We start from the raw sequence: 22,666 nt of genomic DNA, 5'->3' as shown, positions 1-22,666 counted from the left end.
CTCACACACCGTTCTCCCGGCGTGCCGGGATCCCTTCCCTTCCGAGCGCGTGGAGGAAGGCCAGGGCTTCTGCGGCGGGGGTTCCGGCGGCCGCGCTGTAGAGCACGAGGTGTTGATCGAGGTCGGTGAGGTGGAGGGACTCACAGTCCAGGGTCAGCTCGCCGACGACCGGATGGTGGAACGTCTTGGTGAGCATGGGTGCGGGCTGCACGTCGTGGCGTTCCCAGAGATGGGCGAATTCCGGGCTGGTGGCGCGCAGCTCCTCGACCAGCGCGGTGATCGCCGGGTCGGCCGGATAGCGTGCGACGGCTCTCCGGATGTCCATGACAGCCTGCCGGCGGAACTCGGCGGCGTCGGATAGGCCGTACAGCGGCTCGCTCGCGGCGGCATCGGGCCGGAACGCGCGCCGGGCGAGGTTGCGGTCGGCCGGGTCCAGGACGGCGTAGTCCTCCATGAGCGCGGCGGCCAGGTCGTTCCAGGCCAGCACGTCGAACCCGGCGGACACGACGAATCCCGCGGTCCGGGGCAGCCGGTCAAGTAACGCCAGGATGCTGGGCCGCACGTCTCGCCGGTGCAGGCCGGTGCGGTTCGGGGCCGTACCGGCCAGCAGGTGCAGGTGGTCGGTCTCGGGGCCGGTCAGCCGCAGCGCGCCGGCGATCCCGGCCAGCACGTCCGCCGAAGGGCGGGGAGCGCGGCCCTGCTCGAGACGCGCGTAGTACTCCGTCGAGATGTGGGCGAGGACGGCGACCTCCTCGCGGCGCAGGCCGGATATGCGGCGTCGCGGGCCGGCGGGCAGGCCGACATCCCGCGGACTCAGTCGTGCGCGACGGCTCCTGAGGAACGCCGCGAGCTCTTGCTTGTCCACGGTCCCAGTGTGTGCGCTCGGGCGGCGCCCAAGAGTAGTACAACCTGTGCCTGTGCCCGGATCGGATGCGGGACGACGCTGGGACCCATGACGCACACCACGACCGGTCTGCTGACCGGCAAGGTCATTTTCATCTCGGGGGCCAGCCGCGGTATCGGCGCCGCCGCCGGCCGCCTTTTCGCCCGTGAGGGCGCATCTGTCGTACTCGCCGCCCGCAACACGAACGCGCTGCAACACCTCGTGACCGAGATCCGTGACGCGGGGGGCGTGGCCGACGCCGTCACCGTCGACCTGGCCGACCGCGCCGGCATCACGGCCGCGGTGCATCGGGCCGGTGACCTGCACGGCCGGCTCGACGGTGCGTTCAACAACGCCGGCATCGGGCAGCAGCCCGGCCCGTTCGACACCACCAGCGACACCGACATAGACGCGCAGTTCGCGGTGAACTTCCGGGCGCACTGGACGGCGATGAACGCCGAGATCGCGCTCATGCGCAACGGCGGTGGTGGCGCGATCGTGAACACGTCGAGCATCGGCAGCCGGCGCGCGAACCCGTTCCTGCCGGCCTACGGTGCGATGAAGCGAGCCCTGAACAGCCTCACGGAGAGCGCGGCGGTCACTCTCGGCCCGCAAGGCATCCGTGTCAACGGAATCACTCCCGGTGGCACGTCGACGGAGATGATGCTGGAGTGGGATGCGGCCGCTCCCGGGATCATCGCGGCAGCCGAGGCCGCCAGCCCGATGAATCGCATGGCCGAGCCCGTCGAGGTCGCCGAGGTCGCCGCGTGGTTGCTCAGTGACCGCGCCTCCATGGTCAACGGTGCGATCATCCCGGTCGACGGCGGAACCGGAGCATGAGCCGGCCGCACGGTTGATCGGCGTGCGCCGGCACACCGCGGGCATCCACCACACGCGCGCCGACGGTCGCGTGGCCTGAAGGAGTGCCCCAAGGTGCAACGACGCCGCAGCGGCGCAGTGCTCGCACCCGTCGTGTTCTACCGTCCAGAGGCCGATCCGCGCAGCCGGTGTCACCGGACGGTTTCGCGCCCGCGGCGGCGATCGCCGAGGATGAGAAGGCCGATGCCCGTCTGCTGCGGAAGGTGCTCCGACGATGATCGCTGCGATCCTCTGCCTGATCCTGGGCTGTGCGGGTGTGCTCCTGGCCGTCCAACGGCACATCGAGCACGCCAGGCTGCTCCGTCGTGGCGTCCGCTCGCCGGGCGAGGTCGTCCGGGAGGAACGGCGTGGACGCACCTCGACCCCGAAGATCTACGCGACAGTCATCGCGTATCGGGACGAGTACGGCACCACGCGGGAATTCGTGGTGCAACCGGTCAGCAGCGAGCCCCTGTTCGGAGTGGGCGAGCGCGTCGAGGTGGTGTACCAGGCCGGTCGGCCGGAGACCGCCACAGTGGTGTCTCTGCGCAACGAGATGCGTACCAACGGGCTTTTCGGCTTCATCGGCCTCGGCTTCATCGTCGCCGGCGTCTATCTGATCCTCCAGTCCTGACCACGGTGCGGGCCGCCGAGCCTCACGGCTGACCGGTGGCCTCCACCGCGCCCACGAAGCGGTGCCGAGCGCCCATGAAACGAAGGTCGGCGCTCACCCCGGGGCAGGCGTCGTCGAGGTCCGTGCGCAGAATCCCGTACAGGTAGCCGTCGTTGTACCTGCCGTCACGGAACTGGGAGCCGCGTACGACGCCCTCCCGCATCAGTCCGGCCTTTTCCAGCGCACGTTGTTCTGCGATGTTGCGGACATCGGTGTAAGCCTCGACGCGGTGGACCGCCGTGTGCCGGAACAGCAAGGTCACCAGCTCGCGTTGCGCCGTGGTACCGATCCCGCGTCCGCGATGCTCGGGCAGCAGCAAGACGCCGATCCTCGTGCACGAGGAACTCTCGTTCGGGCCCCAGCGCTTGGGATACCAGCTGACGGTGCCGACCGGATCGCCGCCGGCCTCGACGACGAACGCGCCCCGGGTTTCCAGATCGTACGGGGCGGCCTTGGTGGGCGGTGCGGTCGGACCGAAGTCGTTGTACGTACTCACCGTCGCGGAGAGGGACGGAAGATCGGCGTCACGCATAGGCCGAAGGCTGACCTCAGACATGGGCTCAGGTTAGGAAGGCGGAGGGCGAGCAGTCGCCTCCGCGCCGACGATCTTGTACCAACAGTTCGTGCCATGGCACCTTCGGGCAGACGCCCGGCATCCGCGAATCCGTGGCCATCGTCTATCGTGCCGGCCGGTGGGATTCACGAGAAGAGCGCCCACCGCCGCGGCGAACGACGACGGGTGCATTCTTACTACGTCGTTGCACGTAGCGCAGAGCCGATCCGGCGGCCGGTGTCTCGCACCAGCGGGAGCAGATCGGCCGCATCGGCCCGATGGGTCGTAGTGATCTGTACGGCCGCCTCATCACCGTTCGGAAGGGTCAGGGCCGCAGCGAGGCATTGCATTCCCGCCACCGTGTGACCCAGATCGACGGCGGTGCGACGTACCGGATCGATGCGTCCCGAAACGACGGCCGACGTGAGGATCAACGTCGCTGCGGCCAGGTCCGGAAGAGGGAGGCCGGCGTATATGTCCACCGGCAGCGGTTCCCGGCCAGGAAGGGCCTCCAGCACCATCGCATCGTCGGTTCGTCGGCTGACCAGCGACACGGTCGCGCCGGTGCGCTCCCTGAGTGCTTGCATGAGTGGTAAGGCCCGGCGACGCAGCCCGCGCACCGGCTCGGCACGCGTGGCCAGCGCGAGCATCGTACGGCCGATCACATATCGGTCCCCGACCAGTTCGACGGCTCCCACGTCGCAGAGCTGCGACATCAGCCGATAAACCGACGCCCGAGGGATACCGGACAACCGGGACAGGTCCCGGATCTGGTAGTCATCGTTGATATGCGGGAGTAGTTGGAGCAGCCGAAATGCCCCGTCTATAACGCCGCGTCCCCTTCCCGTTTCACTGGGTTCGGGATGCCTCTGTTTTTCCACGCATCAGTTTAGCTCTGGTCGCGTGTCCGCTGAGCGGACAGATTCGATCCGACGCCCCGGGACGCCGGTCATCATCGACCTATCCGTGTCCGAGGCGCAACGCATCGTGCCCCGGCTGCGCGGCGAAGTCGTGATTGCACGCGAAGACGGGCCGAATGTCACCGCTCTTGTTTGACCGGTGGTACATCCAGCGGCCCATTGATGAATGGACCGGACGAAGGGAACAGTGCTCGTGGTACCCGCTGAGACTCAGACGGGATCGGAGAAGGCACGTGACGCCATTGCGATCGCCTACCTTCATCGAAGGCACGGACGCGAGCTGCTCGCCTTCCTGACCCGGATGGCCGGAGGTGACGTCTTCCGCGCGGAAGACCTCCTGCAGGAAACCTTGCTACGCGCCTGGCGGCACCCGGAGGCGAAGAACGCGGAGGGCACGTGGAACCGTCCCTGGCTGTTCACCGTGGCCCGCCGCATCGCGATCGACAGCATCCGTGCCACCCGGGCCCGGCCGGAGGAGATCCCCGTCGAGTACCTCGACGCCTGCGTCCAGGAGGACGACGAGAATCAGAGGCGGCTCGACAGGTCGGACGTCCGCGCCGCGTTAGGTGCTCTGCCGGAGCGGCTGCGCACCACGCTCATCGAGGTCTACTACTGCGACCGGCCGGTCGCCGAGGTGGCCGAAGTCCTCGCGATACCGCTCGGCACCGTGAAGTCGCGTACCTTCTACGGGCTTCAACGACTGCGGGCGGAACTCACCACGCGTGGGTTCTCCGACTCCGGTCACCGTTCCCGGAACCGGCCGGGTGAGATCCCGTACTCACGCCGGAACGCGGCGGAGAAGGCGAACTCGGTGGAGTAGCCGACGGCACGCGCGATCGCGGCCAGCGACGAAGGCGTCTCCCGGAGCAGACGGGCGCCGTACGCGAGCCGCTGGTGGAGCATGTAGGTCGTGGGGGACGTGCCGACCGAGGCCGCGAAGCGCCGTGAGAAAGCGGTCCGGGACAGCCCGGCCGCGGCGCTGAGCTGCTCGACGGTCCGACGCCGCGGATCGTGGTGGATCAGGCGTAGCGCCGCCTCGACCACCGGATCGGGCACCGGAGGCCACCCGGGCGCCGCCGCCTCCTGCTGCAGCCACAGCAGAGCGTGGGAGAGGACGAGGTCCATGAGGGCGCGGCGGCCCACGTCCGCCGTGGCCGCCTCGCTGTCCAGATCGTCGGCGAACAGGCCGACCACCGTGCGGAGGCGTTCGTGGTGGACGCCGCCGCGGGGAAGGGTGACGGCCTGCGGCAGTGCCCGGAGAAACCGGTGGACCCGGCCGTGGCCGAGCCGGTAGGCGGCGCAGATGAACTCGAAGTCGGCCCGGCCGGGCTCGGGGTGATCCCGGTCCAGGATCTCGACCGGCAGCTCGGCCAGCGTCCTCGGGTCCTGGCTGAGACCGTGCTCGGCGCCGGCCGGGACCAGGACGACATCCCCGGGTGCCAGCGCGATCGGCTCGCTGCCGGCGACGATCAGCCAGGCGTCGCCACGCGTGACCACGTGGAAACCGCTGCCCTCGAACGCGGGGTAGCGGGCGCCCCACCGGCCCGACTTGCGGACCCGGCGGGCCAGGGCGTCACCGACGCGGACACTGCTGAGAACCGTGCTGATCATGTCCACCGGCCCGAGGTTAGCCGCCGGCCCGGGATCGCACGAAGGCGTATGCCGCGGGTACCGCGCAGCATGGTGGCCCGCCGGCGTCGCTGATTGGCTGAGAAGCGTCAGACCACCACGAACACACGAGGTGAGGTGTCGACGATGTCCGTCGTCGTTCTCGGTGCCACCGGCCGGCTGGGCCGTCACGTCCTTGACGCACTCGCCGGCCGGTCCGTCGAGATCCGCGCGGCCGGCCGTGACCTGTCGAAGATCGTCGACCGGGACGTCCGGCCGGTCCGGGTCGACTACGCCGACGAGTCGAGCATCCGCACGGCGTTGCAGGGTGCCCGCCGGGCACTTCTCATCTCGAGCCCGGACTTCGGCAGGCGCGTGGATCAGCACGCCCGGGTCGTCGCCGGCGCACGTGAGGCCGGCCTCGAACTTCTCGCGTACACGAGCACACCGCGGGCCGGCACCTCCACGATGACGATGGCCGCCGATCACGCGGCCACCGAGGCCCTGATCAGGGACTCCGGTGTGCCGTTCACGATGCTGCGCAACGCGATCTACCTGGACGTCCTGGTCGAGCAGACCGCCGGGGAGGCGCTGCGCGACGGTGCGATCGTCGGCGCGTCCGGTCCGGGCCGGCTGAGCCCGGCCAGCCGGGGCGACCTGGCACTGGCCGCCGCCGAGGTGCTGACCGGGGAGGGGCACGCCGGCGCGGTCTACGAACTCGGCGCGGACCGGTCGTACACCATGGCCGAGGTGGCCGCGGCCATCGCCGCCTGGTCGGGCCGGCCGATCGCATACCGTGACCTGCCGGTCGACGACTTCCGGGCCGTGCTCCTGGAGCGAGGGCTGCCGCCGCAGGTGGCCGAGATCTTCGCCGACACCCAGCGGGGCATGGCACGCGACGAGTTCCACGTCACCAGCGGCGACCTGGCCCGGCTGATCGGCCGCCGGCCGGAGACGTTCGACGAGGCGCTCGCCGCCTCCGGAGCCCCTCGGTGAGCGCGCTCGCCGTCTACCGCAACTTCCGGGAGGACAGCACCCGCTGGGACGGCCTCGCCGCGCGCCCGGACGACGTCGTCGTCACCACCCCGGTCAAGGCCGGCACGACCTGGCTGCAGACCATCTGCGCGATGCTGATCTTCGGTAGCCCGGAGCTGCCCGCACCACTGGCGGCGCTGTCGCCCTGGGTGGACTCGAAGATGGAGCCCGAGGACGCGCTCCATCGGAGGCTGGCAGCCCAGCAGCATCGCCGCGTCCTCAAGAGCCACACGCCCCTCGACGGGCTGCCGGAACGTGCCGGCGTCCGCTACGTGACCGGCGCGCGCGACCCGCTCGACATCGCCGTGTCGTTCTACCACCAGATGAGCAACCTGGATCTCGCGCGGTTGAGCGAAAAACTTCGCCTTCCGGTACGGGCTGAGGACGGCCCCCTGGTGCTGCCGCCCCTGCGCGAATGGCTCACGGCCTGGGTGACGCAGGACGTGAGTGACGTCCGGGCCCAGAGCGAGACGCTGCCGGGAGTCCTCCACCACATCCAGCAGTCGTGGCTGCGGCGGGACCACCCGCAGGTGCTGCTGGTCCACTACGCCGACCTGAGCGCCGATCTCGACGCCCAGATGCGTCGCATCGCGGCCCACCTGGACATCGAGGTTCCCGAGGCGCGGTGGCCGGGCCTGGTGGAGGCGGCAACGTTCGCGCACATGCGCCGGCGCGCCGACCAGCTCGCCCCGGGCGAGCCGTTCAAGGACCGCACCAGCTTCTTCCGGCAGGGCACCTCGGGCGCCGGCGCCGCCGTGCTGAGCGAACCCGAGCTCCTGCGATATCGGGCGCGGGTACGGGAGCTGACCTCGCCGGACCTCGCGGCGTGGCTTCTCCGGCAGCCCGGGTGAGCCGCGATCCATCAGGGGCGCGACGCGGGCCGCCCGAGTCTGCTCACCGTCGGGATGCCGGTCACCGGCGCTGCGACGCCACTTTTCCAGCACGGCGAGAGCGCCAGCCACTGCCCTTCGCGCTGGTACCCGCATCGGCCCGAACGGTTGCAGCATTCGATTTCACATTGCGACACTTCGCCTCCGGCGCGTGGCCGACCCAGGGTTTAACGTCTTCCTTGACCGGACGACAGGCCGGTCGACCACGGGGAACAACGGGGGCAAGGAGTCTCAATGTCCACTCTGGACTTTCGTTTCATGACGCGTGTCGCGGTGGCGGCCGTCGCGATGGCCGGCGCGCTCGCCGCGGCCGGACCGGCGGCCGCCGCACCGGCTGCCGGAAGGCCCGCCGCGGCCACGGCGGCGGCGGTCAGCCCGACCATCACGCCCGCGGCCCGGCGCACGTACATCGTCGACTTCGGTGAGTCGCACTCGTGCCCGGAGGGGAACCTCTGCCTGAGTGTCTTCGACCCGACGGTCGGCAAGTTCAAGATCTTCGACCTGTACGACTGCAACCGGTACAGCCTGCACAACTTCTACGAGAACGGCTTCTGGTCGAACCGTCAGACCGGCAACGTCCGGTCGTACTTCTACGGCCAGAGCGGCAACGTGCTGGCGACGTTCTCCTCGACCGATCCGATGCCGCGCGACGGATCGCAGGACTGGAACCCGGTCTGGTCGGTCCGTAACTGCTGATCCAGGTTCCGCCCGCGACCGGTCCGGCCGCCGAATTCCCGGCGGCCGGACTCGTCATGTGTCAGCTGCCGCTCTCCCACAGCAGGCCACCGGTGGTGAGGACGAACGTCTCGGCCTCGGTGTCCACCGCGAACGGGAGACTGAAGACGGTCGCGCCGACGCCGGAGACGATCGGAGCGGTGGGCGGACCGCTGTCGTCGATCCACGCCCCGCTGGTGCCGTCCCAGTTCCACTGGTGCCCGTCGCGGCCGATGACGAACGCGTTCGGGCGGTAGACCTGGATGTTGTTCTCCAGGACGGCGGTGGCGCCGATGCCGCCGTTCGCCGTGATTCCCCCGCTCGGTGGCGTGCCGGGCCGGTTCCAGACCCATGCCGCACCGGACCAGGAGATCTGCCACAACGCGCCGTCGTCGGCCAGCGTGAACCCATACGGGCGCTGGGTGCCGGCCGCACCGGAGACGGTGGCGCCGACGCCGGAGACGACCCGGTGCCCGTTCGCGAGGCTCAGGTCCTGCCAGGCCCACTGCTCGCCGGTCGCATCGGTGATGAACGCGACGTACGCGTGCCCGTCACTGCCGTACAGGAACACGTACGGGGTGGCGGTGTCGACGCCGTCGACCACGGCGGTCGCGCCGATCGAGCCGGTGAGCGTGGTGCCGGCCGGTGCCCCGATCTTGTTCCAGTTGTACTGGGTGCCGTTCCAGTAGTAGGTCCACAGCTGGTTGCCGGCGTCGACCATGAACGCGTAAGGCCGTCCGCCGCGGTCGCCCGGCACCTTCCGGGCCACCGCACCGGCGCCCCATTTCAGCGCGCCGCCGGGCGTGCCACCGATCGTGTTGAGTTTCGTCCAGAGACCGCTCGGGGTCTTGCTGGCCACCAGCAGCTTCCCTGAGCCGCCCATCACGAAGACCTGCGGCAGCTGGAAGTCGTCCGCACCGGCAGTGGTGGCACCCACCGGGCCGGCGATCGTGTCCCCGAGCGGCGCGTCCAGGTAGTCCCAGCCGTTCACGACCGCGTCCCGGTGCAGCCACATCCGGGTCGGAGTGCCGCTCTGACGGGCGAAGACGTACGGGGTGCGGGTCGCGCCCGGCGCCTCGACGGTGGTCGTCACGCCCAATCCCTTGTCGAACGTGATCCCGTCCGGGTTGAGCGGCGTCCAGGTCGCGGCCGCCTGCGCCGCCGTACCGGCGACGAGCACGCCGGTCAGCGCGGCCGCGAGCGCACCCGCGGCCACACGTGCTGTTCTCATGGGTTCCTCCCGATGGTCGGTGCTTCCCGGGCGATCCCGGGTGGCGGCACCGACCATGCCGACCGGCGCTTACCGGCCGGTCAACGCGCAGGCCGGAGCCGGTCCAGCACCTCGGCGCGGCCCCGCGGATCGTTCGCCTCCGCGAACCGGTCGGCGGCCCGCCGCAGGACGCCGGGCGCCTCCGGGTCGCCGAGCTCGTCCAGCGCGGCGCCGAGCCCGGCGAGGATCTGTGCCTCGTGCCACGGGTCGCCCAGCGCCGGCAGCCAGGTCAGCGCCGCCCGGTAGGCCCCGGCCGCCTCCGCCCACCGGCCCAGCGCGGCCAGGTCGTGGCCGAGCTCGGTGAGCGTGGCGTTCATCCCGGTCGCCCGCTGGAACTCGTCCGGATGCCGCGCGCGGTCCCGGAACCGGGCGAGCACCGATCGGTGCGTCTTTGCCGCGCCGGCCGGGTCACCGGTCAGCCGGAGCGTCACCCCGTGGTGGCGCGACGCCTGGTCCTCACCGATGGCGTCGCCGACCTCGGCCATCGCGGCGGCCGCGGCGAGGTAGGCCGGCCGGGCCCGCTCCGGGTCGCCGCCGCGCAGATGGGCCGCGGCCAGATAGACGCGGGCCCAGGCGGCCTCGGTACGGTTCCCGAGCGTCCCGGCGAGGGCCAGCGCCTCGGTGGCGTACCGGACGGCGTCGGCGGGCCGCCCGGCGTAGTAGCCGCAGGCCCAGCTCAGGTAGTTGAGCTGGGCGACCTCCTCCGGCCGGCTGCCCAGCGCGCGGGCCGCGGCCAGTCCGAGCCCGAACAGCTCGGCCCACCAGCCCGGGTCGTACCGCCGGTAGTCGGAGAACCAGTGCATGGCCTCGGCGAGGTCGAGCACCGGCCGGTGCATGCCCCGGGCGGCGGCGCGCCGGGCCGCCTCCGACCACAGCGCGAAGTCCGCGTCCAGCCACGCGGTGGCCGTCTCCCAGGACGGGCCGCTGCCGTCGCCGTCCGGGTGGAACCGCAGCCCGGCGGCGGTGGCCCGGCCGATCAGGTCGTGGATCATCCGGGACTCGGCGGCGTCCCGGGCCGCCGCGGGCTCGTCGTCGTGCAGCGCCTCGGTGGCGAACAACCGGATCAGATCATGGAACCGGTAGCGGAACGCGGTCCCGGCCGGCTCCAGCATGCTCGCGTCCACCAACTCCTCCAGCAGGTCGCCGGCCGTCTCCGCGCCGGCCAGCGCGGCGGCGGCCGGTGCGCCGAACTCGGTGCCGGGCACCAGCGCGAGCAGCCGGAACAGGCGGCGCGCCGCCGGGTCGAGCCGTCGGTACGCGAGCGCGAGCACGGCCCTGACCTGCTGGTCGCCGGCCCCGAGCAGGTCCAGCCGGTGCTCCTCGTACCGCATCAGGCCGGCCAGCTCACCCACCGCGCCGGGCCCGGTGGAGCGCCGCAGCCGGTTGCCCGCGATCCGCAGCGCCAGCGGCAGCCCGCCGCAGAGCCGGGCCAGATCGGCCGCGGCCGTCGCCTCCGCCGCGATCCGGCCGGGACCGGCGGTGCGGCCCAGCAGGCGCACCGCGTTCTCCGGCGGAAGCACGTCGAGCAGGATGCGCGCGGAGGTCTCCAGGCCCGGTAGCAGCCGCCGGCTGGTGACCAGCACCATGCTGTGCGCGCTGCCCGGCAGCAGCGGGCGGATCTGCGCCTCGTCGGCCGCGTTGTCCAGGATGAGCAGCATGCGCCGGTCGTGCGTGAGTGAACGGTAGAGCGCGCCGCGGGCGTCCGCGTCGGCCGGCACCTGGCTCTCCGCGACGCCGCACGCGCGCAGCAGTCGCGACAGCGCGTCGGGGACCGGCAGCCCGGCCCCGTGCGCGCCCAGCAGGTCGAGGTGGAACACGCCGTCCGGGAACCGGCCCGCGCTGTCCCGGGCCGCGCGCAACGCCAGGCAGGTCTTGCCGAGCCCGGGTTGCCCGGACACGGCGGCGATGGTGACCGTGCCGGCGGACCCGGACACGGCGGCCCAGGCGAGCGCGCGCAGGCGGGCCAGCTCGGGCCCCCGGCCGGTGAAGTCGGTGGGCGGAGCGGGCAGCCCGTCCGGCGCGGCGGCCGCCCGGTGCAACGCGGCCGTGGCGTCGGGTGGCAGACCCAGGGCGGTCGCCAGCGCGTCGACGGTGGCGCGTTGCGGGGCGAGGCTGCGCTCGCGCTCCAGATCGCCGATCGCGCGCACGCTGGTGCCCGATCGGCGGGCCAGCTCGGCCTGGGTGAGACCGGCCGCGCGGCGGTGGTCGAGCAGCAGCCGACCGAATCGCTGTTGCTGTCCGAATGACGTCACGTCGCCAGTCGCCCGTCAGGCAGAGAAGCAATCGATTTCGACGACAATCTATCAGATGCCGGAATTGATGTCCGATGTGGATGATGTCGCCGCCCTGCTGATGAGGGCGCGGCGTGCGCGGCGGCTGAGTCAGGAGGCGCTGGCCCATGCCGCGTCGCTCAGCGTGCGGGCGGTACGCGACCTGGAGAGCGGCCGGGCACGGGTCCCGCAGCGCCGGTCGCTGACCGCGCTCGCGCACGCGCTGGACCTGTCGGACGGCGCGCGGCGCCGGCTGGCGGAGGCGGCGGACCGGGCCCGGCGGGAACGGCTTCCCACCCCGCCGGTGAGCCCGTCGCCGCCACCGCCCGCGCAGGCCGGCCCGCCCGCGCAACTGCCGCCCTCACCGCCGGACTTCACCGGCCGCGCGGAGCACCTGACCGCGCTGACCGCGGCGCTGACCGCAGGCGGCGGCGCGGTGATAGCGGTGACCGGGCCGCCCGGCATCGGCAAGAGCGCGCTCGCCGTACGCGCCGCCCATCTGGTACGGCATCGTTTCCCGGACGGCGCGCTCTACGCGCGCCTGCACGCGGCCGACCCGGCGGCGGTGACCGGCCGGCTGCGGCGCGACCTGGCCGGGCGGCCGCTCGTGCTGCTCGACGACGCCCCGGCCCCGGCCTCGATGCGCGCGCTGCTCGCCGCCCTGCGTACCCACATGGTCCTGGTGACCAGCCGCGATCCGCGCTGGCCCGGCGCCCGCCCGCTGGGTGCGCTGCCCGCGGGTGAGGCCTTGGCGCTGCTGGCGCGGGCGGTCGGCGCCGAGCGGGTCGCTGCGGAACCGGAGGAGGCCGCCGCGCTGGTCGCCGCGGCCGGGCACGCCCCAGGCACGATCCGGTCCCTCGCGGCGCGGCTGGCCCGCCGGCCCGGCTGGAGCCTGGCGGCGGCCGGCCACTACGAGCCGTTCAGCAGGCGGGTGTAGCGGGCGCGCACGCGGGTGGCCGCGGCCACGTCGCCGCTCTCTCGCCGGGCCGCCAGCAGGACGCGCCAGGCGGCGTCCTCGTAGGCGTCCAACTCCAGGCCGCGCTCGGCCACCGCCACCGCGGCCGGGATCCGGCCCTGCCGCAGCTCGGCGGCCGCGACCAGGGCGCACAGCCGGGCCGCCGCCGTGCGCAGCCGGTACCGTTCGCCGACGACCCATTCGGCCGGGCCCTCCTCCGGCAGCAGGTCACCCCGGTAGAGCGCCAGCGTCCGGCGCAGCGTCCCCAGCTCGGCCGGTGCGCCGCGCAGCGTGGGCGCGGTGATCCGGTCGAACTCACGCACGTCGTTGCCGGTGGACCACAACGCGTACGCCGCGCCGTCGCGGATCAGCGTCGCTCCCGCGCCGGCGCCCGCCAGCAGCCGCCGCGCCCGGGACAGCGTCACGTGCAGGTTTCGGCGGCCCGGCTCCGGAGCCAGTCCGGGCCAGAGCGCCTCCAGCAGCACGTCCCGGTGGACGGCGGCACCGGCGTGCACGGCGAGCAGCCGCAACAGGCTCACCGTCCGGGGCCGGGCCGCCGCGCAGTCCACGCCGGACCCGTCGACCTCGATCCGGAATCCGCCCAGGCATCTGATCGACACGCTCGGCATCCGGCATTCCGACATCGCCCGCTCCGTTCCGCGCCGGGTCGTCCGCCCGGCTTCCGATCCTCAGGGGATCACCGGCGGGTGCGCGGGAACGAGGCAGAATCGTCGGCGGAACGGCGATCTGTCGGTTTCCGGTCGGCCGCCTGGTCGGAGAACTACGCCCTCCCTCTACGCCACGATGCGCGTACCCGGCGGCGCGAACGCCGCCGTGGCCGCCGAACTCATCGCCTACGGCGACACGCAACCGGGTGAGCTGCGTGTCGTGGAGCTGGACGTGACCTCGCAGTCCTCGGCGGACGCGGCGGTCGCGCGCATCCTCGACGAGGCCGGCGGCCCTGAAGGCCGGCGCCGACTACGGCTGGCCCGAGACCGAGGGAACCGCCGGCGACACCGGCGAGCCGCCCATCGCGACGATCCACCCGGACGAGGCCAGCCCGTCCGGCGTCGCCTACGCGCACGGCTCGCTGTGGATCGGCGCGCTCGGCGGGCAGCGGCTCTGGCAGCTCCCGGTCGACGGTGCCACCGCCACCGGGCCGCCGATCGCGCACCTGACCTGCGAGTACGGCCGCATCCGTACCGTCGAGGTGGCCCCGGACGGATCACTGTGGCTCATCACCTCCAACACGGAGCAGCACGACGCGCAGGCCGCGTGGGCCGACCGGCTCTACGCCGACCTGCTGCCGCATGCGCTCCCGGCCGCGTGCCCGAACCTGCTGGAGCACAGCGACACGGTGCGGGCCACGGCGACGTTCGGCGACAAACTAGCCCGCCTGCACGCGGTGAAGACCCGCGTCGACCCCCGGGCACGCTTCACCGGCGTTCCGATCGGCTTCCCGGCCACCCCTGAGTGACGTCCGCGAGCCGGTGCGCCGGCCCGACGACGCCCAGGCGGCGCATCGTGACGGTGCTGGCCTCCTGCACGCCGGCCGGCGGATGTCTCGCCGTGCCGGTGGCCCCGGCCGGCGCGGCCGACCGCGACGCCGGCGAGATCACGCTCACCACGTCACTGGGATTCCCTCACAAGCTGCCCCGTCTGCTGCGTGACCATGGCCACCACACCCGGGCGCACGGGCTCGCCACCGCGGACGGGCTCGTGCTGGCGCAGGGGACGGCGCGGGTCTCCCTCGGGCGGATCCGGCACGGGTCGCTACCCGCGGAGGGCGCCGGGCGGGCCTGATCGGCCACTCGTCCGGGGCCAGGGCGATCGGCCTGGCCAGCCGGATGTGCACCGGCTGGGCTGGAGGTCGCCGACGACGGCAGCGCGGTGTATGCGGCACACATCCGGTCCGGCTTCACCGTGCCCGCGGTCAAGGCCATCCAGCAGTTCGGCAACGGGATGCTCGCCAAGCAGGGCCTGCGGCGCGCGCGGCGCAGCGGCCTCCTGGCCGGGCTCACCCGGCTCGCACGCTGATCCCTCCAGGCTGCCCTGCAGCGCCTGGCTGAGCGAGGAGGTGCCGGCCGGTATCAACGGTGGTCGGGTGAGCCGGGGATCATGCCATGGAGTGCCGGCCTCAGCCGAGCGGAATGCCCATCGCCTTCGATGCGGTGACGGGATTTCCGTACTCGTCGATCCGGGTGATCAGCCCACCGGCCAACTCGAATTTGAAGACATAGACATTGCGGTACGGCGCGCCGGTCCCGGCATGCGCCAGGTCGCCGTTGCCCTCGAAGAAGACCACGTCCCCGTCGGCGCTGACCGTGTACCGCTGGTCGGTGATCACTCGGCGGGAGAACCGCTGCGGGATGCTACCGAGATAGCCGAGCACCTCCTGCTTTCCGGTGAACGTGTACCCGGGCTCCGGATCGCCGGTGAAGGACAGCGGCAGGACCTGGACGACGTCGTCGGCGAGCAGCGCGCCGATGGCGTCGACGTCACCGCTCTCCAGGGAGTCGAAGAATTGGCGCGCGACGGCGAGCGAGGTGGTGTGAACGGACATGACGGTACCTTTCAACGGGAGTGCAGTGAGGTGAAGGCGGTGACGGTGAGGAATCGCAGCGCCTCCGCGTCCGGGGAGCCCTCGGCCGCGGTGTAGGCGACGACCCGCAGGTCCGCGCCGGGAACGGTCAGGACGTCGCAGTCGAGCGTGACGGGCCCCGCCGGATGGTGGATCGTCTTGCGCTCCGACCGGTACTCCGCGATCGCGCCGCCGTCCCAGGCCTCCGCGAACGCGGGGCTGGTCACCCGCAGGCCGGCGATCAGGTCCGCCAGCTCGGGGTCGTGGGGGTAACGGCCGCGGACCGCGCGCAGGTCGGCCACGAAGGCCGCGGCCATCTCGGCCGGATCCCGGTCGGACGTGATCGGCCAGGGCACGAGGTCCCCACCGGCGAAGATCGTGTGCAGGACGTTGCCGTCGACCGGGCTGGTGCCGAGCAGCGCCTGCCAGGGCCGGTTGAACGTCAGCAGCGTCCAGTGCGCGGTGAACACCGCGACCGGGACCTCGCCGAGCCGGGCCACCAGCCGTTGCACGCCCGGCGGCACGTGCCGGGGCACCCGGTTGGTGGCCGCCGGCGCGATTCCCGCCACCCGCAGCAGATGGTCGCGTTCGGTCTCGGTGAGCTGCAGGGCGCGGGCGAGCGCCTCGGCGACGCGCCGGGACGGCCGCCCGGCGCGGCCCTGCTCCAGCCGGACCAGGTAGTCCACGGAAAGCCCGCTCAGTTCGGCGACCTCCTCCCGGCGCAGGCCGGGGGAGCGACGCCGGCCGGTACCGGGCAGTCCGGCATCGGCCGGGGAGAGACGGTCCCGCCAGGCGCGCAGCGCGCTGCCCAGCTCGGGATGGGCGTTCACCCGCGTTCCGCCGCATCGGCGATGTTCGCCAGCGTGCGCCGCATGAGGATCCGCCACAGGGGTACGAACGGGCCGGCCAGGATCCAGCGGCGCCCTCGCCTCGGCTGGAATTCGTAGGTCCAGCGCAGCACGGTGCCGTCCCCGTCCGGGGTGAACGTCCACTCACCCCGAACGCCGTGGGTGAGCCGGCGCAGCACGTTGGTGAAGCCGGTCAGCTGGTAGGCGAAGCTGTGCCCGGTGGTGTATTCGGTGAGCTGCTCGAACGCCTGCGACCCGTCGCTGAACCGCGGATAGCGCGACGCCCCCGCGTGGTCCCATGCGCCGGTCTGCCGCTCGACGCCGGCGATGACCGGCACGCCGGGGATACGCGGGAACACGCTCGCGAGGTCGATCGGCACGACGATCGCGAACGCGTCCGCGGGGGAGAGCGGGCTGCGCCGCTGAACGGTGATGGGTACCGAACGGTCATGGCGGGTGATCAGGGGTGCGGTGGTCATGGCTACCACTGTCCGGCGGATCAGAGGCGGTAACCAGAGAACGGGAGTACCAGGCGATCGTCCCGCGGGGTGACGAGGGGCCCGGCCCGCGACCGCGATGTTCGCTCGGAGACAGCTCCTCGACGGGGCGTCAGCGCCCGGCGCCGTCGACGACGATCCGCGTCTGCTGCTCGGATTCACCACGGATGGCGCGCTCAGTTCCTCGGCGGCGAGATGCCGTCCTACGACCGAGAGTTCAATCCCGGGCCGGGCGCACAGGTCGACGCCGCTACCGTGCGGCGGCTCCTCGGCGAGGCGTTGAGGTTCATGCCTTGACGCTCGTGGAACTCAGTCGCGGCGACGACCCTGCGCCGCGCCCACAGGGTTTGCACCTTCCGTAACGGCATGTGGTCCAGTTGACTCACGTCCCGGTCCCCTGAGAGAAGGGTCCCTGCCAATGCGCTCTTTCACGCCACCCCGCCAGGTCAAGATCGGTGACGCGGCGGTGTTCGTCGGTATCACGCCACGGGCGATTCGCCACTACCACGAGATCGGGCTGCTTCCCGAGCCTGAGCGGGGCGGTGACGGCCGCCGCCGCTACGGGTACGAGGACATGATCCGCCTGCTGTGGATTCGCAGGATGGCCGACGCCGGGATCCCCCTGGACGACATCCGTGACGCCTTCACCACCGGTGCGGACGATATCGCGGACACCCTGGAGCGGCTGGAGGAAACCCTCGCCGCGCAGGAGGAGGCCGTGCGGCGGCAGCGGACCGCCGTGCAGCGCATGCGTTCCGAAGGGAGCAGGATGGGCCTGCTCTCCGACTTCGTCACCGCGCGCCTCAAGAGCCTGCCCGAGGGCTACCTGCGCCAGGCGGACCTGGACGCTCTGCTGGTCACCGAACGGATCTTCGGCCCGCTCGGCGCGGCCGTCCAGACCACCCGCTTCGTCGCCCTGGCCGCGCATCCCGCGCTGCAGGCGGAGTCCGACCGCGTCGACGCCGCCGAGGAAGCGCTCGACGACAGCGTCGCCGTGGACGATCCCCGCGTGGCTGCGGTGGCCGCCGAGCGGTGCGCCTTCGAGGAGGCCCTGAATGCCGCGATCGAGGAGTCCGGCCTGGACAAGGAGACCGAGGCCATCTTCGACGCCTGGGACGCGCTGCACCCTCTCACCGCCGAGGAGGAGGCCGACATGCTCGCCGGCAGGCGGAAACCCGGCTCCATGAGCGCGGGTGAAGCCATCAGAAAGATGCCGTACGATTTCTCGCCGGCCCGCGTGCGCTGCACGGAACTGATGATGGAGCTCTACACCCGGGACGCACCCGCCACGTGAGACGGCTCATGTGCGGACATGCACGACCTGCCCGCCCGGACACCGCGCTCAGGCGCAGAACGCCGGGATCTGCCGCCACCGGCCCGGACTCCTTCCAGGCCCTGCCGATCCGGTGATGCCCGGTCCGATCCGGGCTCGCGGACGTGCTCCGGGCGGCTGTTCAGTCTGAATTGATCTTCATTAGCCTGAGCTCCACGCGGGTGGTGATGCCGAGCTTGGGGAAGCTGCGGTAGAGGTGTGACCCGACCGTGCGGGGCGAGAGATAGAGGCGTTCGCCGATCTCGCGGTTGGTCAGCCCTCGGGCCGCGAGCCGGACGACCTCGCGTTGCTGCGGAGTGAGCGTGGTCAGCGCCTCGCCGGCGGCGGCACCGTGCCCTCCGGTCGGACCGCCCGGGTGGACGCGGTCCGTGGTCAGTCCGGCGGCGCGGGCTTCGGCACGGGTACGGTCGGACCAGGGGGCGGCGCCGAGACGGTCGAAGAGATCGAGGGCTTCCGTGAGCGCTGTGCGGGATTCGGTGATCCGGCGCCGTCGGCGCAGCCAGACGGCGAGGTCCAGGGTGGACTGGGCGTATTCGAACGGCCAATGACGCACTGCGGGATCCGCGAGGGCCGCCCGTAGGTGTGTCTCCGCCTGTTCCGGACCGGCGAGCAGACCTCGGGCCCGGTGCAGGATCGCCTGCAGGCGCGGGCTGTCCATGCTTCGCGCGTTGCGTTCGACGATTCGCCGGGCCTCGTCGTCGTTGCCGGTGTGGGTGGCGGCGGCCGCCAGGTCGGCGAGCAGCGGGAAGCTGGCGTGGTAGTGCACGGGGGAGCCGTCGGCGGTGAAGGCGCCACGCAACTGTTCCCACGCGCTGCCGAAGTCGCCGTCCGCGATGGCCGCGGTGCCGAGCGCGCGCCGGGCGGATACCGCAACGGCGCGGCTCTCCAACGGGTCGATCAGGGCGAGGGCGTCGGCGGTACGGGCGCGGGCCTGAGCGGTCCGGCCGCGCAGGGCCAGCACGGTCGCCTCGGCGACGGCCGCCTTGGCGACCGCGTGATCCAGGCCGAGGGCGCTCCCGGTCGTGGTGATGAGGTCGCAGGTGTCGAGGGCCTGCTGCCAACGGCCTCGCTCCAGGTAGGCGTACGGCGCCGCTCCGCCCAGGCAGTCCACCGGGGAGCCGTGCGCCGGCGGGTTCTGCGCGGCTTCGTCGAAGAGCCGTACGGCCACGGAGGTCTCGTCCAGCAGCCAGGCCATGACGGCGGAGGAGCTGAGCGACTCGGGCAGCGCACAGCCGTCCTCACCCGGACCGTGAACCGCGGCGAGCAGGTCACCACGCCCCGAGACGGGGTGGGGGTCGCAGAGAGCGGTGAGCCACGCGCGCAGGCCGGCGCGGGACGGGGCGTCGGGCAGGGCGGACAGCAACGCCTGCAGCCGACGCCCCTGTTCGTCGTCACCGGACTGGTAGCGCACGACGGTGGCCGCGGCCAGCAGGTCTCCGGCGACGACCGGATCGAGGCCGAGCAGCGGAACCGCGGCTCGGACCAGTCGTTCGAAGACGACCGGGTGCCGGTTCGTCATGCCGGCCAGCATGCCGACCTGGAGTGCGGCCTGGGCGAGCAGGTGCGGGTCGCCGGTCTGCACCCGTACGGCATCGGCGAGGCTCTCCACCCAGGCCAGATCCCCGGTGGCCACCGCCGCCTGCGCCGCCCGGAGCAACAGCCGTACTCGCTCCTCCGGCGCCGGGGCGAGTCTGGCGGCGTGTTGCAGCGCCAGGGCCGCCGCCGCATGGCCACCCCTGCGGTGGGTGAGGTCCGCGGTCCGTTCCAGCGCCGCCGATACCGTCGCGTCAGGCCCGGGACTGGCGGCGGCCAGTTGCCGGGCGCGGCGGTCGGGATCGAGCCCCGGCGTCGCGGCGACCGTGGCATGCGCGGCACGCCGGGCCTCCGGGGCGGCACCGTGATAGATGGCCGACCTGGCCAGCGGGTGATGTGCCCAGGCGGGGCCGGTCTTCTCCCCGCTCGCGTACGCGAGGAGCAGGGTTTCCCGTTCGCGGGTGGTGAGCTCCGCCGCGCGCGGGGCGAAGTGCCGGTGCCACCGCTCGGAGACAGGCAACGGTCCCAGGGCGAGGGCTGCCGGCGTACCGGCGAATTCGATCAGCGCGAGGGGATTGCCGTCGGCCTGTGCGAGGATCTCGGACCGGTCGGGGCCGGTCGGGGCGGACGGCTGGCTGTCCAGGAGCTGCGCGGCCGCGCGCGGATCCAGTGGGCCGAGTGTGACGGTGGGGAACCCCTGCACCGGCGGCTCTCCGGTGTACGCGATCACGATCCGCACCCGGGTGCCGCTCAGGCGCCGGCCGGCGAATGCCAGGGCGTCGAGGGAGGCCCGGTCGATCCACTGCGCGTCGTCGACCGCGACCAGCGCCGGCTCCAGCAGGGTCAACGCGTCCAGCAGGGCGAGGCCGGCGGCGAAGGGATCCGCCGCGGGCGAGCTGAGCGGCTGCCGGAGCAGCTGGTGCAGGGCCGCGTGCGGCAGGGCCGACTCCGCCTCGCTGCCCACCGCGCGGAGCACCCGGCTGCCGGCGTCCTGCGCCGCGCCGATCGCGTGCTCCAGCATGGTGGTCCTGCCCGAGCCGAGGTCTCCGGCCAGCAGCAGCAGCGGATCTGCGCCGGCCGTCAACCTGTGCAGCTCCGCGGCCCGCCCAATGATCATGACCCATGATGCAGTCGCGCGACTGATACCTGCAAACGGCGGGTCTCCGTACGGTGGGATCTCGTGCGAGCGATCAGATATGACCGGTACGGCCCGGCCGAGGTGCTGCGCCCGGTCGACCTTCCCGAGCCGGTGGCCCAGCGGGGGCAGCTCGTCTCCGCCCTCCGGCCGGGCATCGTGGCCTTCACCGACAACCCGGAACGGCTGAGCTGACGGCCTTGTCCCGGGCGGTCGACGACGGCCTGCTGCGGCCGGTCGTCACGGAGGTGCTGGCGATGGACGGCGCCGCGCAGGCGCACCGCCGACTCGCACGCGGCGGTGTCGCGGGCCGGATCGTTCTCGACCTGAGCTGACACTCGGCGGCTCAGCGCGTCATCAATGTGAGATCTGGAGAGAAGAAGTGGAAGACAAACGGACTGACCTCGCCGTGTACGCGGATGTCACCTATGACAGCCGCCGCTGGGACGCGCTGCCGTTGCGCGCCGACGACATCGTCATCTCGGCGCCGGTGAAGTCCGGGACCTCATGGCTGCAGACGATCTGCACATCGCTGCTCTTCCAGGACCGGGAGTTGCCGGCCCGCCTGGGAGCACTGTCCCCCTGGCTGGAGTCGAACGACTGCCCTGTCGAGGACGTCGTCTCGGCGCTGGAAGCCCAGACGCACCGGCGCGTCATCAAGTCCCACACGCCGATCGACGGCATCCCGGTCGTACCCGGGATGACTGTCGTGGCCGGGGCGCGACATCCCCTGGACGCGGGCATCTCGTGGTACCACCATCTTCGTAACATCGATTTCCCCGTGCTGATGACACGTCTCGGGCTGCCGCCGTCGTACGATCCCAGCCCGACCGGAAGCGCGCACGACTACCTGACGTCCTGGATCGCCGAGAGCGACCCGGCCGCGCCGGAGCAGTCCACGCTGACCAGCCATCTGCGCATGATCCGGACCGCCTGGGAGCGGCGGAACGACCCGGGTGTCGTCCTCGTGCACTACGCCGACCTGTCCGCCGACCTCGAGCGGGAGATGCGCCGGATCGCGGAGCGCCTGGGCATCGAGGTGCCGCAGAGCCGCTGGCCTGCCCTGGTCGAGGCGGCTTCCTTCAAGCGGATGGCCGAACGGGCCGACGACCTGGTTCCCAGCCAGCCGCTGAAGAGCAGCCAGGCCTTCTTCCGGGGCGGCCGGTCCGGTGACGGGCCCAGCCTGCTCAACGACGACGAACTCGCTCAATATCACGACCGGGCCCGCGTCGAACTGCCCGCCGAGCTCTACACGTGGCTGCACCGCCTGTAACGCACAGGCGGTGGGCCTCGGCGGATCCCGCTCCACTCGCCGGTTCGCTGGTCCGGACCGGCGAGTGTCAGCGCCGCTCGCTTTCTTCACGATCGGACCGGCCGGTCGCCGGCGGTCTGAGAAGCGTCTCAGGCGATCAGGTATGTGCCGGTCATGAAGATCATCAGCAGTGCGGCGTGCAACGCCGTGCCGACGGTCAGTACGAGTCGGTCGACGAGTCGCGTGGCACCGATCCGGGCCAGCACGATGATGATCGCGACCGCTTCCATCGCGTACCGGGGTGCCGATTGCAATGCCCGGCCACCGACCTCCGTCGACAGGATCAGGCCGAGGCTGATCGCCGAGTACGCCATCAGGTAGACCTGGTCGGGCCGGAACCGGAACCGGCTCTTCACGCAAAAGACAAGCAGCACCACGGCGGCCAGCATCGAGCCGGCGTCGATGATTGTGCCCAGGGTGCGTGGGCCCAGCCAGCTGTCCCGTTGCCCGGCGGCGATCAGCCATGCCTCGCCGGGGAGGGTGTAGCGGCGGCTCCACTGGTCCTGGGCGATGCTGAACTGCAGTGGGTGGCCCATGGTCCGCCAGCAGTAGAGGCTGTAGGCGGCCAGGCCCGCCGGGACCAGCGCGATCCCCAGCACGTCCCATCGGATCTTGCGTGGTTGCCAGCCGGTCTGGCGCAGGTACTCGATCGCCAGCGGCAGTATGAGCAGGATGCCGAACAGCCGGGTCGCGGACGACAGCGCGCCGAGGCTGCCGGCCGGCCACCAGTGGCCGTGCCGGGCGGCGTAGAGGGCGCCGATGGACAGCAGGAGGAACAGTGACTCGTTGTAGCCGATG

The 22,666-nt window shown here is 72.1% G+C and carries 26 protein-coding genes; 14 read left to right on the top strand and 12 right to left on the bottom strand.

From position 1 onward, the window contains the following. Nucleotide 1 precedes the first annotated feature (1 nt). Nucleotides 2–865 (bottom strand): helix-turn-helix transcriptional regulator, encoded by an 864-nt coding sequence (locus tag OP04_RS45025; RefSeq protein WP_033346201.1) that lies wholly within the window; start codon nt 863–865, stop codon nt 2–4. An 87-nt stretch (nt 866–952) separates the two neighbouring features. On the opposite strand from OP04_RS45025, the gene OP04_RS45020 reads away from it, so the two are divergent. After that, on the top strand, nt 953–1,723 hold the full coding sequence (locus tag OP04_RS45020) for an SDR family NAD(P)-dependent oxidoreductase (RefSeq protein WP_033346200.1): 771 nt from the start codon (nt 953–955) through the stop codon (nt 1,721–1,723). Between the two features lie 253 nt (nt 1,724–1,976). Beyond that, complete coding sequence (locus OP04_RS45015; RefSeq protein ID WP_033346199.1) at nt 1,977–2,375, top strand: DUF3592 domain-containing protein; 399 nt, start codon at nt 1,977–1,979, stop codon at nt 2,373–2,375. Between the two features lie 22 nt (nt 2,376–2,397). On the opposite strand, the gene OP04_RS45010 is transcribed toward OP04_RS45015, so the two are convergent. Both OP04_RS45010 and OP04_RS50835 read right to left on the bottom strand, forming a co-directional pair. Then, the gene (locus tag OP04_RS45010) at nt 2,398–2,946 is read right to left on the bottom strand and encodes a GNAT family N-acetyltransferase (RefSeq protein WP_051800034.1); all 549 of its coding nucleotides are present in this window, start codon (nt 2,944–2,946) and stop codon (nt 2,398–2,400) included. A 218-nt stretch (nt 2,947–3,164) separates the two neighbouring features. Continuing rightward, on the bottom strand, nt 3,165–3,848 hold the full coding sequence (locus OP04_RS50835; protein ID WP_085067287.1) for a helix-turn-helix domain-containing protein: 684 nt from the start codon (nt 3,846–3,848) through the stop codon (nt 3,165–3,167). 205 nt (nt 3,849–4,053) lie between these two features. Here OP04_RS50835 and OP04_RS45000 point away from each other — a divergent pair, with 205 nt between their 5' ends. Continuing rightward, on the top strand, nt 4,054–4,707 hold the full coding sequence (locus OP04_RS45000) for a sigma-70 family RNA polymerase sigma factor (protein ID WP_085067286.1): 654 nt from the start codon (nt 4,054–4,056) through the stop codon (nt 4,705–4,707). On the opposite strand, the gene OP04_RS44995 is transcribed toward OP04_RS45000, so the two are convergent. Then, nucleotides 4,629–5,498, bottom strand: a complete 870-nt coding sequence (locus OP04_RS44995; protein WP_232323992.1) for an AraC family transcriptional regulator — start codon at nt 5,496–5,498, stop codon at nt 4,629–4,631. The two genes, OP04_RS45000 and OP04_RS44995, sit on opposite strands and share 79 nt — an antisense overlap. Nucleotides 5,499–5,642: 144 nt before the next feature. On the opposite strand from OP04_RS44995, the gene OP04_RS44990 reads away from it, so the two are divergent. From OP04_RS44990 to OP04_RS44980, 3 genes are all read left to right on the top strand, one after another. Next, complete coding sequence (locus tag OP04_RS44990; RefSeq protein ID WP_051800032.1) at nt 5,643–6,491, top strand: NmrA family NAD(P)-binding protein; 849 nt, start codon at nt 5,643–5,645, stop codon at nt 6,489–6,491. Next, nucleotides 6,488–7,381, top strand: coding sequence for a sulfotransferase domain-containing protein (locus OP04_RS44985; RefSeq protein ID WP_033346196.1), 894 nt, complete (start codon nt 6,488–6,490; stop codon nt 7,379–7,381). The genes OP04_RS44990 and OP04_RS44985 overlap by 4 nt, the downstream gene beginning before the upstream one ends. A 273-nt stretch (nt 7,382–7,654) precedes the next feature. Continuing rightward, a complete protein-coding gene (locus OP04_RS44980) occupies nt 7,655–8,116 on the top strand; it encodes a hypothetical protein (RefSeq protein ID WP_198154248.1) in 462 nt (153 codons plus the stop codon). 61 nt (nt 8,117–8,177) lie between these two features. Here the strand turns inward: OP04_RS44980 and OP04_RS44975 are convergent, their stop codons facing one another. Both OP04_RS44975 and OP04_RS44970 read right to left on the bottom strand, forming a co-directional pair. Next, nucleotides 8,178–9,365 carry a hypothetical protein gene (locus OP04_RS44975; protein ID WP_157241203.1) on the bottom strand — a complete coding sequence of 396 codons (1,188 nt, stop codon included), beginning with the start codon at nt 9,363–9,365 and terminating at the stop codon, nt 8,178–8,180. Nucleotides 9,366–9,445: 80 nt separating this feature from the next. Then, nucleotides 9,446–11,656, bottom strand: a complete 2,211-nt coding sequence (locus OP04_RS44970; RefSeq protein ID WP_051800031.1) for an ATP-binding protein — start codon at nt 11,654–11,656, stop codon at nt 9,446–9,448. Between the two features lie 55 nt (nt 11,657–11,711). Between OP04_RS44970 and OP04_RS44965 the strand changes: the two genes are divergently transcribed. Further along, nucleotides 11,712–12,611, top strand: a complete 900-nt coding sequence (locus tag OP04_RS44965) for a helix-turn-helix domain-containing protein (protein WP_085067285.1) — start codon at nt 11,712–11,714, stop codon at nt 12,609–12,611. Here OP04_RS44965 and OP04_RS44960 read toward each other — a convergent pair. Further along, the gene (locus tag OP04_RS44960) at nt 12,584–13,249 is read right to left on the bottom strand and encodes an AfsR/SARP family transcriptional regulator (RefSeq protein WP_198154246.1); all 666 of its coding nucleotides are present in this window, start codon (nt 13,247–13,249) and stop codon (nt 12,584–12,586) included. The two genes, OP04_RS44965 and OP04_RS44960, sit on opposite strands and share 28 nt — an antisense overlap. A 341-nt stretch (nt 13,250–13,590) precedes the next feature. Between OP04_RS44960 and OP04_RS56645 the strand changes: the two genes are divergently transcribed. The 3 genes from OP04_RS56645 (at nt 13,591) to OP04_RS54190 (ending at nt 14,666) form a co-directional block, all read left to right on the top strand. After that, nucleotides 13,591–14,106 carry a PQQ-dependent sugar dehydrogenase gene (locus OP04_RS56645; protein ID WP_198154256.1) on the top strand — a complete coding sequence of 172 codons (516 nt, stop codon included), beginning with the start codon at nt 13,591–13,593 and terminating at the stop codon, nt 14,104–14,106. A gap of 47 nt (nt 14,107–14,153) precedes the next feature. Next, nucleotides 14,154–14,432 carry a hypothetical protein gene (locus OP04_RS44950; RefSeq protein ID WP_157241201.1) on the top strand — a complete coding sequence of 93 codons (279 nt, stop codon included), beginning with the start codon at nt 14,154–14,156 and terminating at the stop codon, nt 14,430–14,432. A gap of 87 nt (nt 14,433–14,519) precedes the next feature. After that, nucleotides 14,520–14,666: a hypothetical protein gene (locus OP04_RS54190; protein WP_157241199.1), complete on the top strand. Its 147-nt coding sequence runs from the start codon at nt 14,520–14,522 to the stop codon at nt 14,664–14,666. Nucleotides 14,667–14,766: 100 nt separating this feature from the next. On the opposite strand, the gene OP04_RS44945 is transcribed toward OP04_RS54190, so the two are convergent. From OP04_RS44945 to OP04_RS44935, 3 genes are read right to left on the bottom strand one after another with little or no spacing between them, the layout of a single operon-like run. Then, nucleotides 14,767–15,192 carry a nuclear transport factor 2 family protein gene (locus tag OP04_RS44945; RefSeq protein ID WP_033346190.1) on the bottom strand — a complete coding sequence of 142 codons (426 nt, stop codon included), beginning with the start codon at nt 15,190–15,192 and terminating at the stop codon, nt 14,767–14,769. Nucleotides 15,193–15,203: 11 nt separating this feature from the next. Beyond that, nucleotides 15,204–16,040 carry a helix-turn-helix transcriptional regulator gene (locus OP04_RS44940; protein WP_157241197.1) on the bottom strand — a complete coding sequence of 279 codons (837 nt, stop codon included), beginning with the start codon at nt 16,038–16,040 and terminating at the stop codon, nt 15,204–15,206. Next, nucleotides 16,037–16,537 carry an SRPBCC family protein gene (locus OP04_RS44935; RefSeq protein ID WP_033346189.1) on the bottom strand — a complete coding sequence of 167 codons (501 nt, stop codon included), beginning with the start codon at nt 16,535–16,537 and terminating at the stop codon, nt 16,037–16,039. The genes OP04_RS44940 and OP04_RS44935 overlap by 4 nt, the downstream gene beginning before the upstream one ends. Before the next feature lie 436 nt (nt 16,538–16,973). Here OP04_RS44935 and OP04_RS44930 point away from each other — a divergent pair, with 436 nt between their 5' ends. Then, nucleotides 16,974–17,849 (top strand): MerR family transcriptional regulator, encoded by an 876-nt coding sequence (locus OP04_RS44930; protein WP_033346188.1) that lies wholly within the window; start codon nt 16,974–16,976, stop codon nt 17,847–17,849. Nucleotides 17,850–18,009: 160 nt separating this feature from the next. Here the strand turns inward: OP04_RS44930 and OP04_RS44925 are convergent, their stop codons facing one another. Continuing rightward, a complete protein-coding gene (locus OP04_RS44925; RefSeq protein WP_051800029.1) occupies nt 18,010–20,538 on the bottom strand; it encodes a LuxR family transcriptional regulator in 2,529 nt (842 codons plus the stop codon). A gap of 63 nt (nt 20,539–20,601) precedes the next feature. Between OP04_RS44925 and OP04_RS54185 the strand changes: the two genes are divergently transcribed. The 3 genes from OP04_RS54185 to OP04_RS44920 are packed head-to-tail and all read left to right on the top strand — an operon-like array spanning nt 20,602 to nt 21,829. Then, a complete protein-coding gene (locus OP04_RS54185) occupies nt 20,602–20,751 on the top strand; it encodes a hypothetical protein (protein WP_157241195.1) in 150 nt (49 codons plus the stop codon). Next, complete coding sequence (locus OP04_RS52660; RefSeq protein WP_085067283.1) at nt 20,748–20,891, top strand: zinc-binding dehydrogenase; 144 nt, start codon at nt 20,748–20,750, stop codon at nt 20,889–20,891. The genes OP04_RS54185 and OP04_RS52660 overlap by 4 nt, the downstream gene beginning before the upstream one ends. A 47-nt stretch (nt 20,892–20,938) precedes the next feature. After that, a complete protein-coding gene (locus tag OP04_RS44920; RefSeq protein WP_198154244.1) occupies nt 20,939–21,829 on the top strand; it encodes a sulfotransferase domain-containing protein in 891 nt (296 codons plus the stop codon). A 128-nt stretch (nt 21,830–21,957) separates the two neighbouring features. Here the strand turns inward: OP04_RS44920 and OP04_RS55140 are convergent. Next, nucleotides 21,958–22,666: hypothetical protein (locus OP04_RS55140; RefSeq protein WP_033346185.1), on the bottom strand; the 709-nt coding region annotated here is incomplete at its 5' end.

It is taken from the genome of Catenuloplanes japonicus (assembly GCF_000717135.1).
GTDB lineage: Bacteria > Actinomycetota > Actinomycetes > Mycobacteriales > Micromonosporaceae > Catenuloplanes > Catenuloplanes japonicus.
This window is presented reverse-complemented; position numbering and strand designations above follow the sequence as displayed.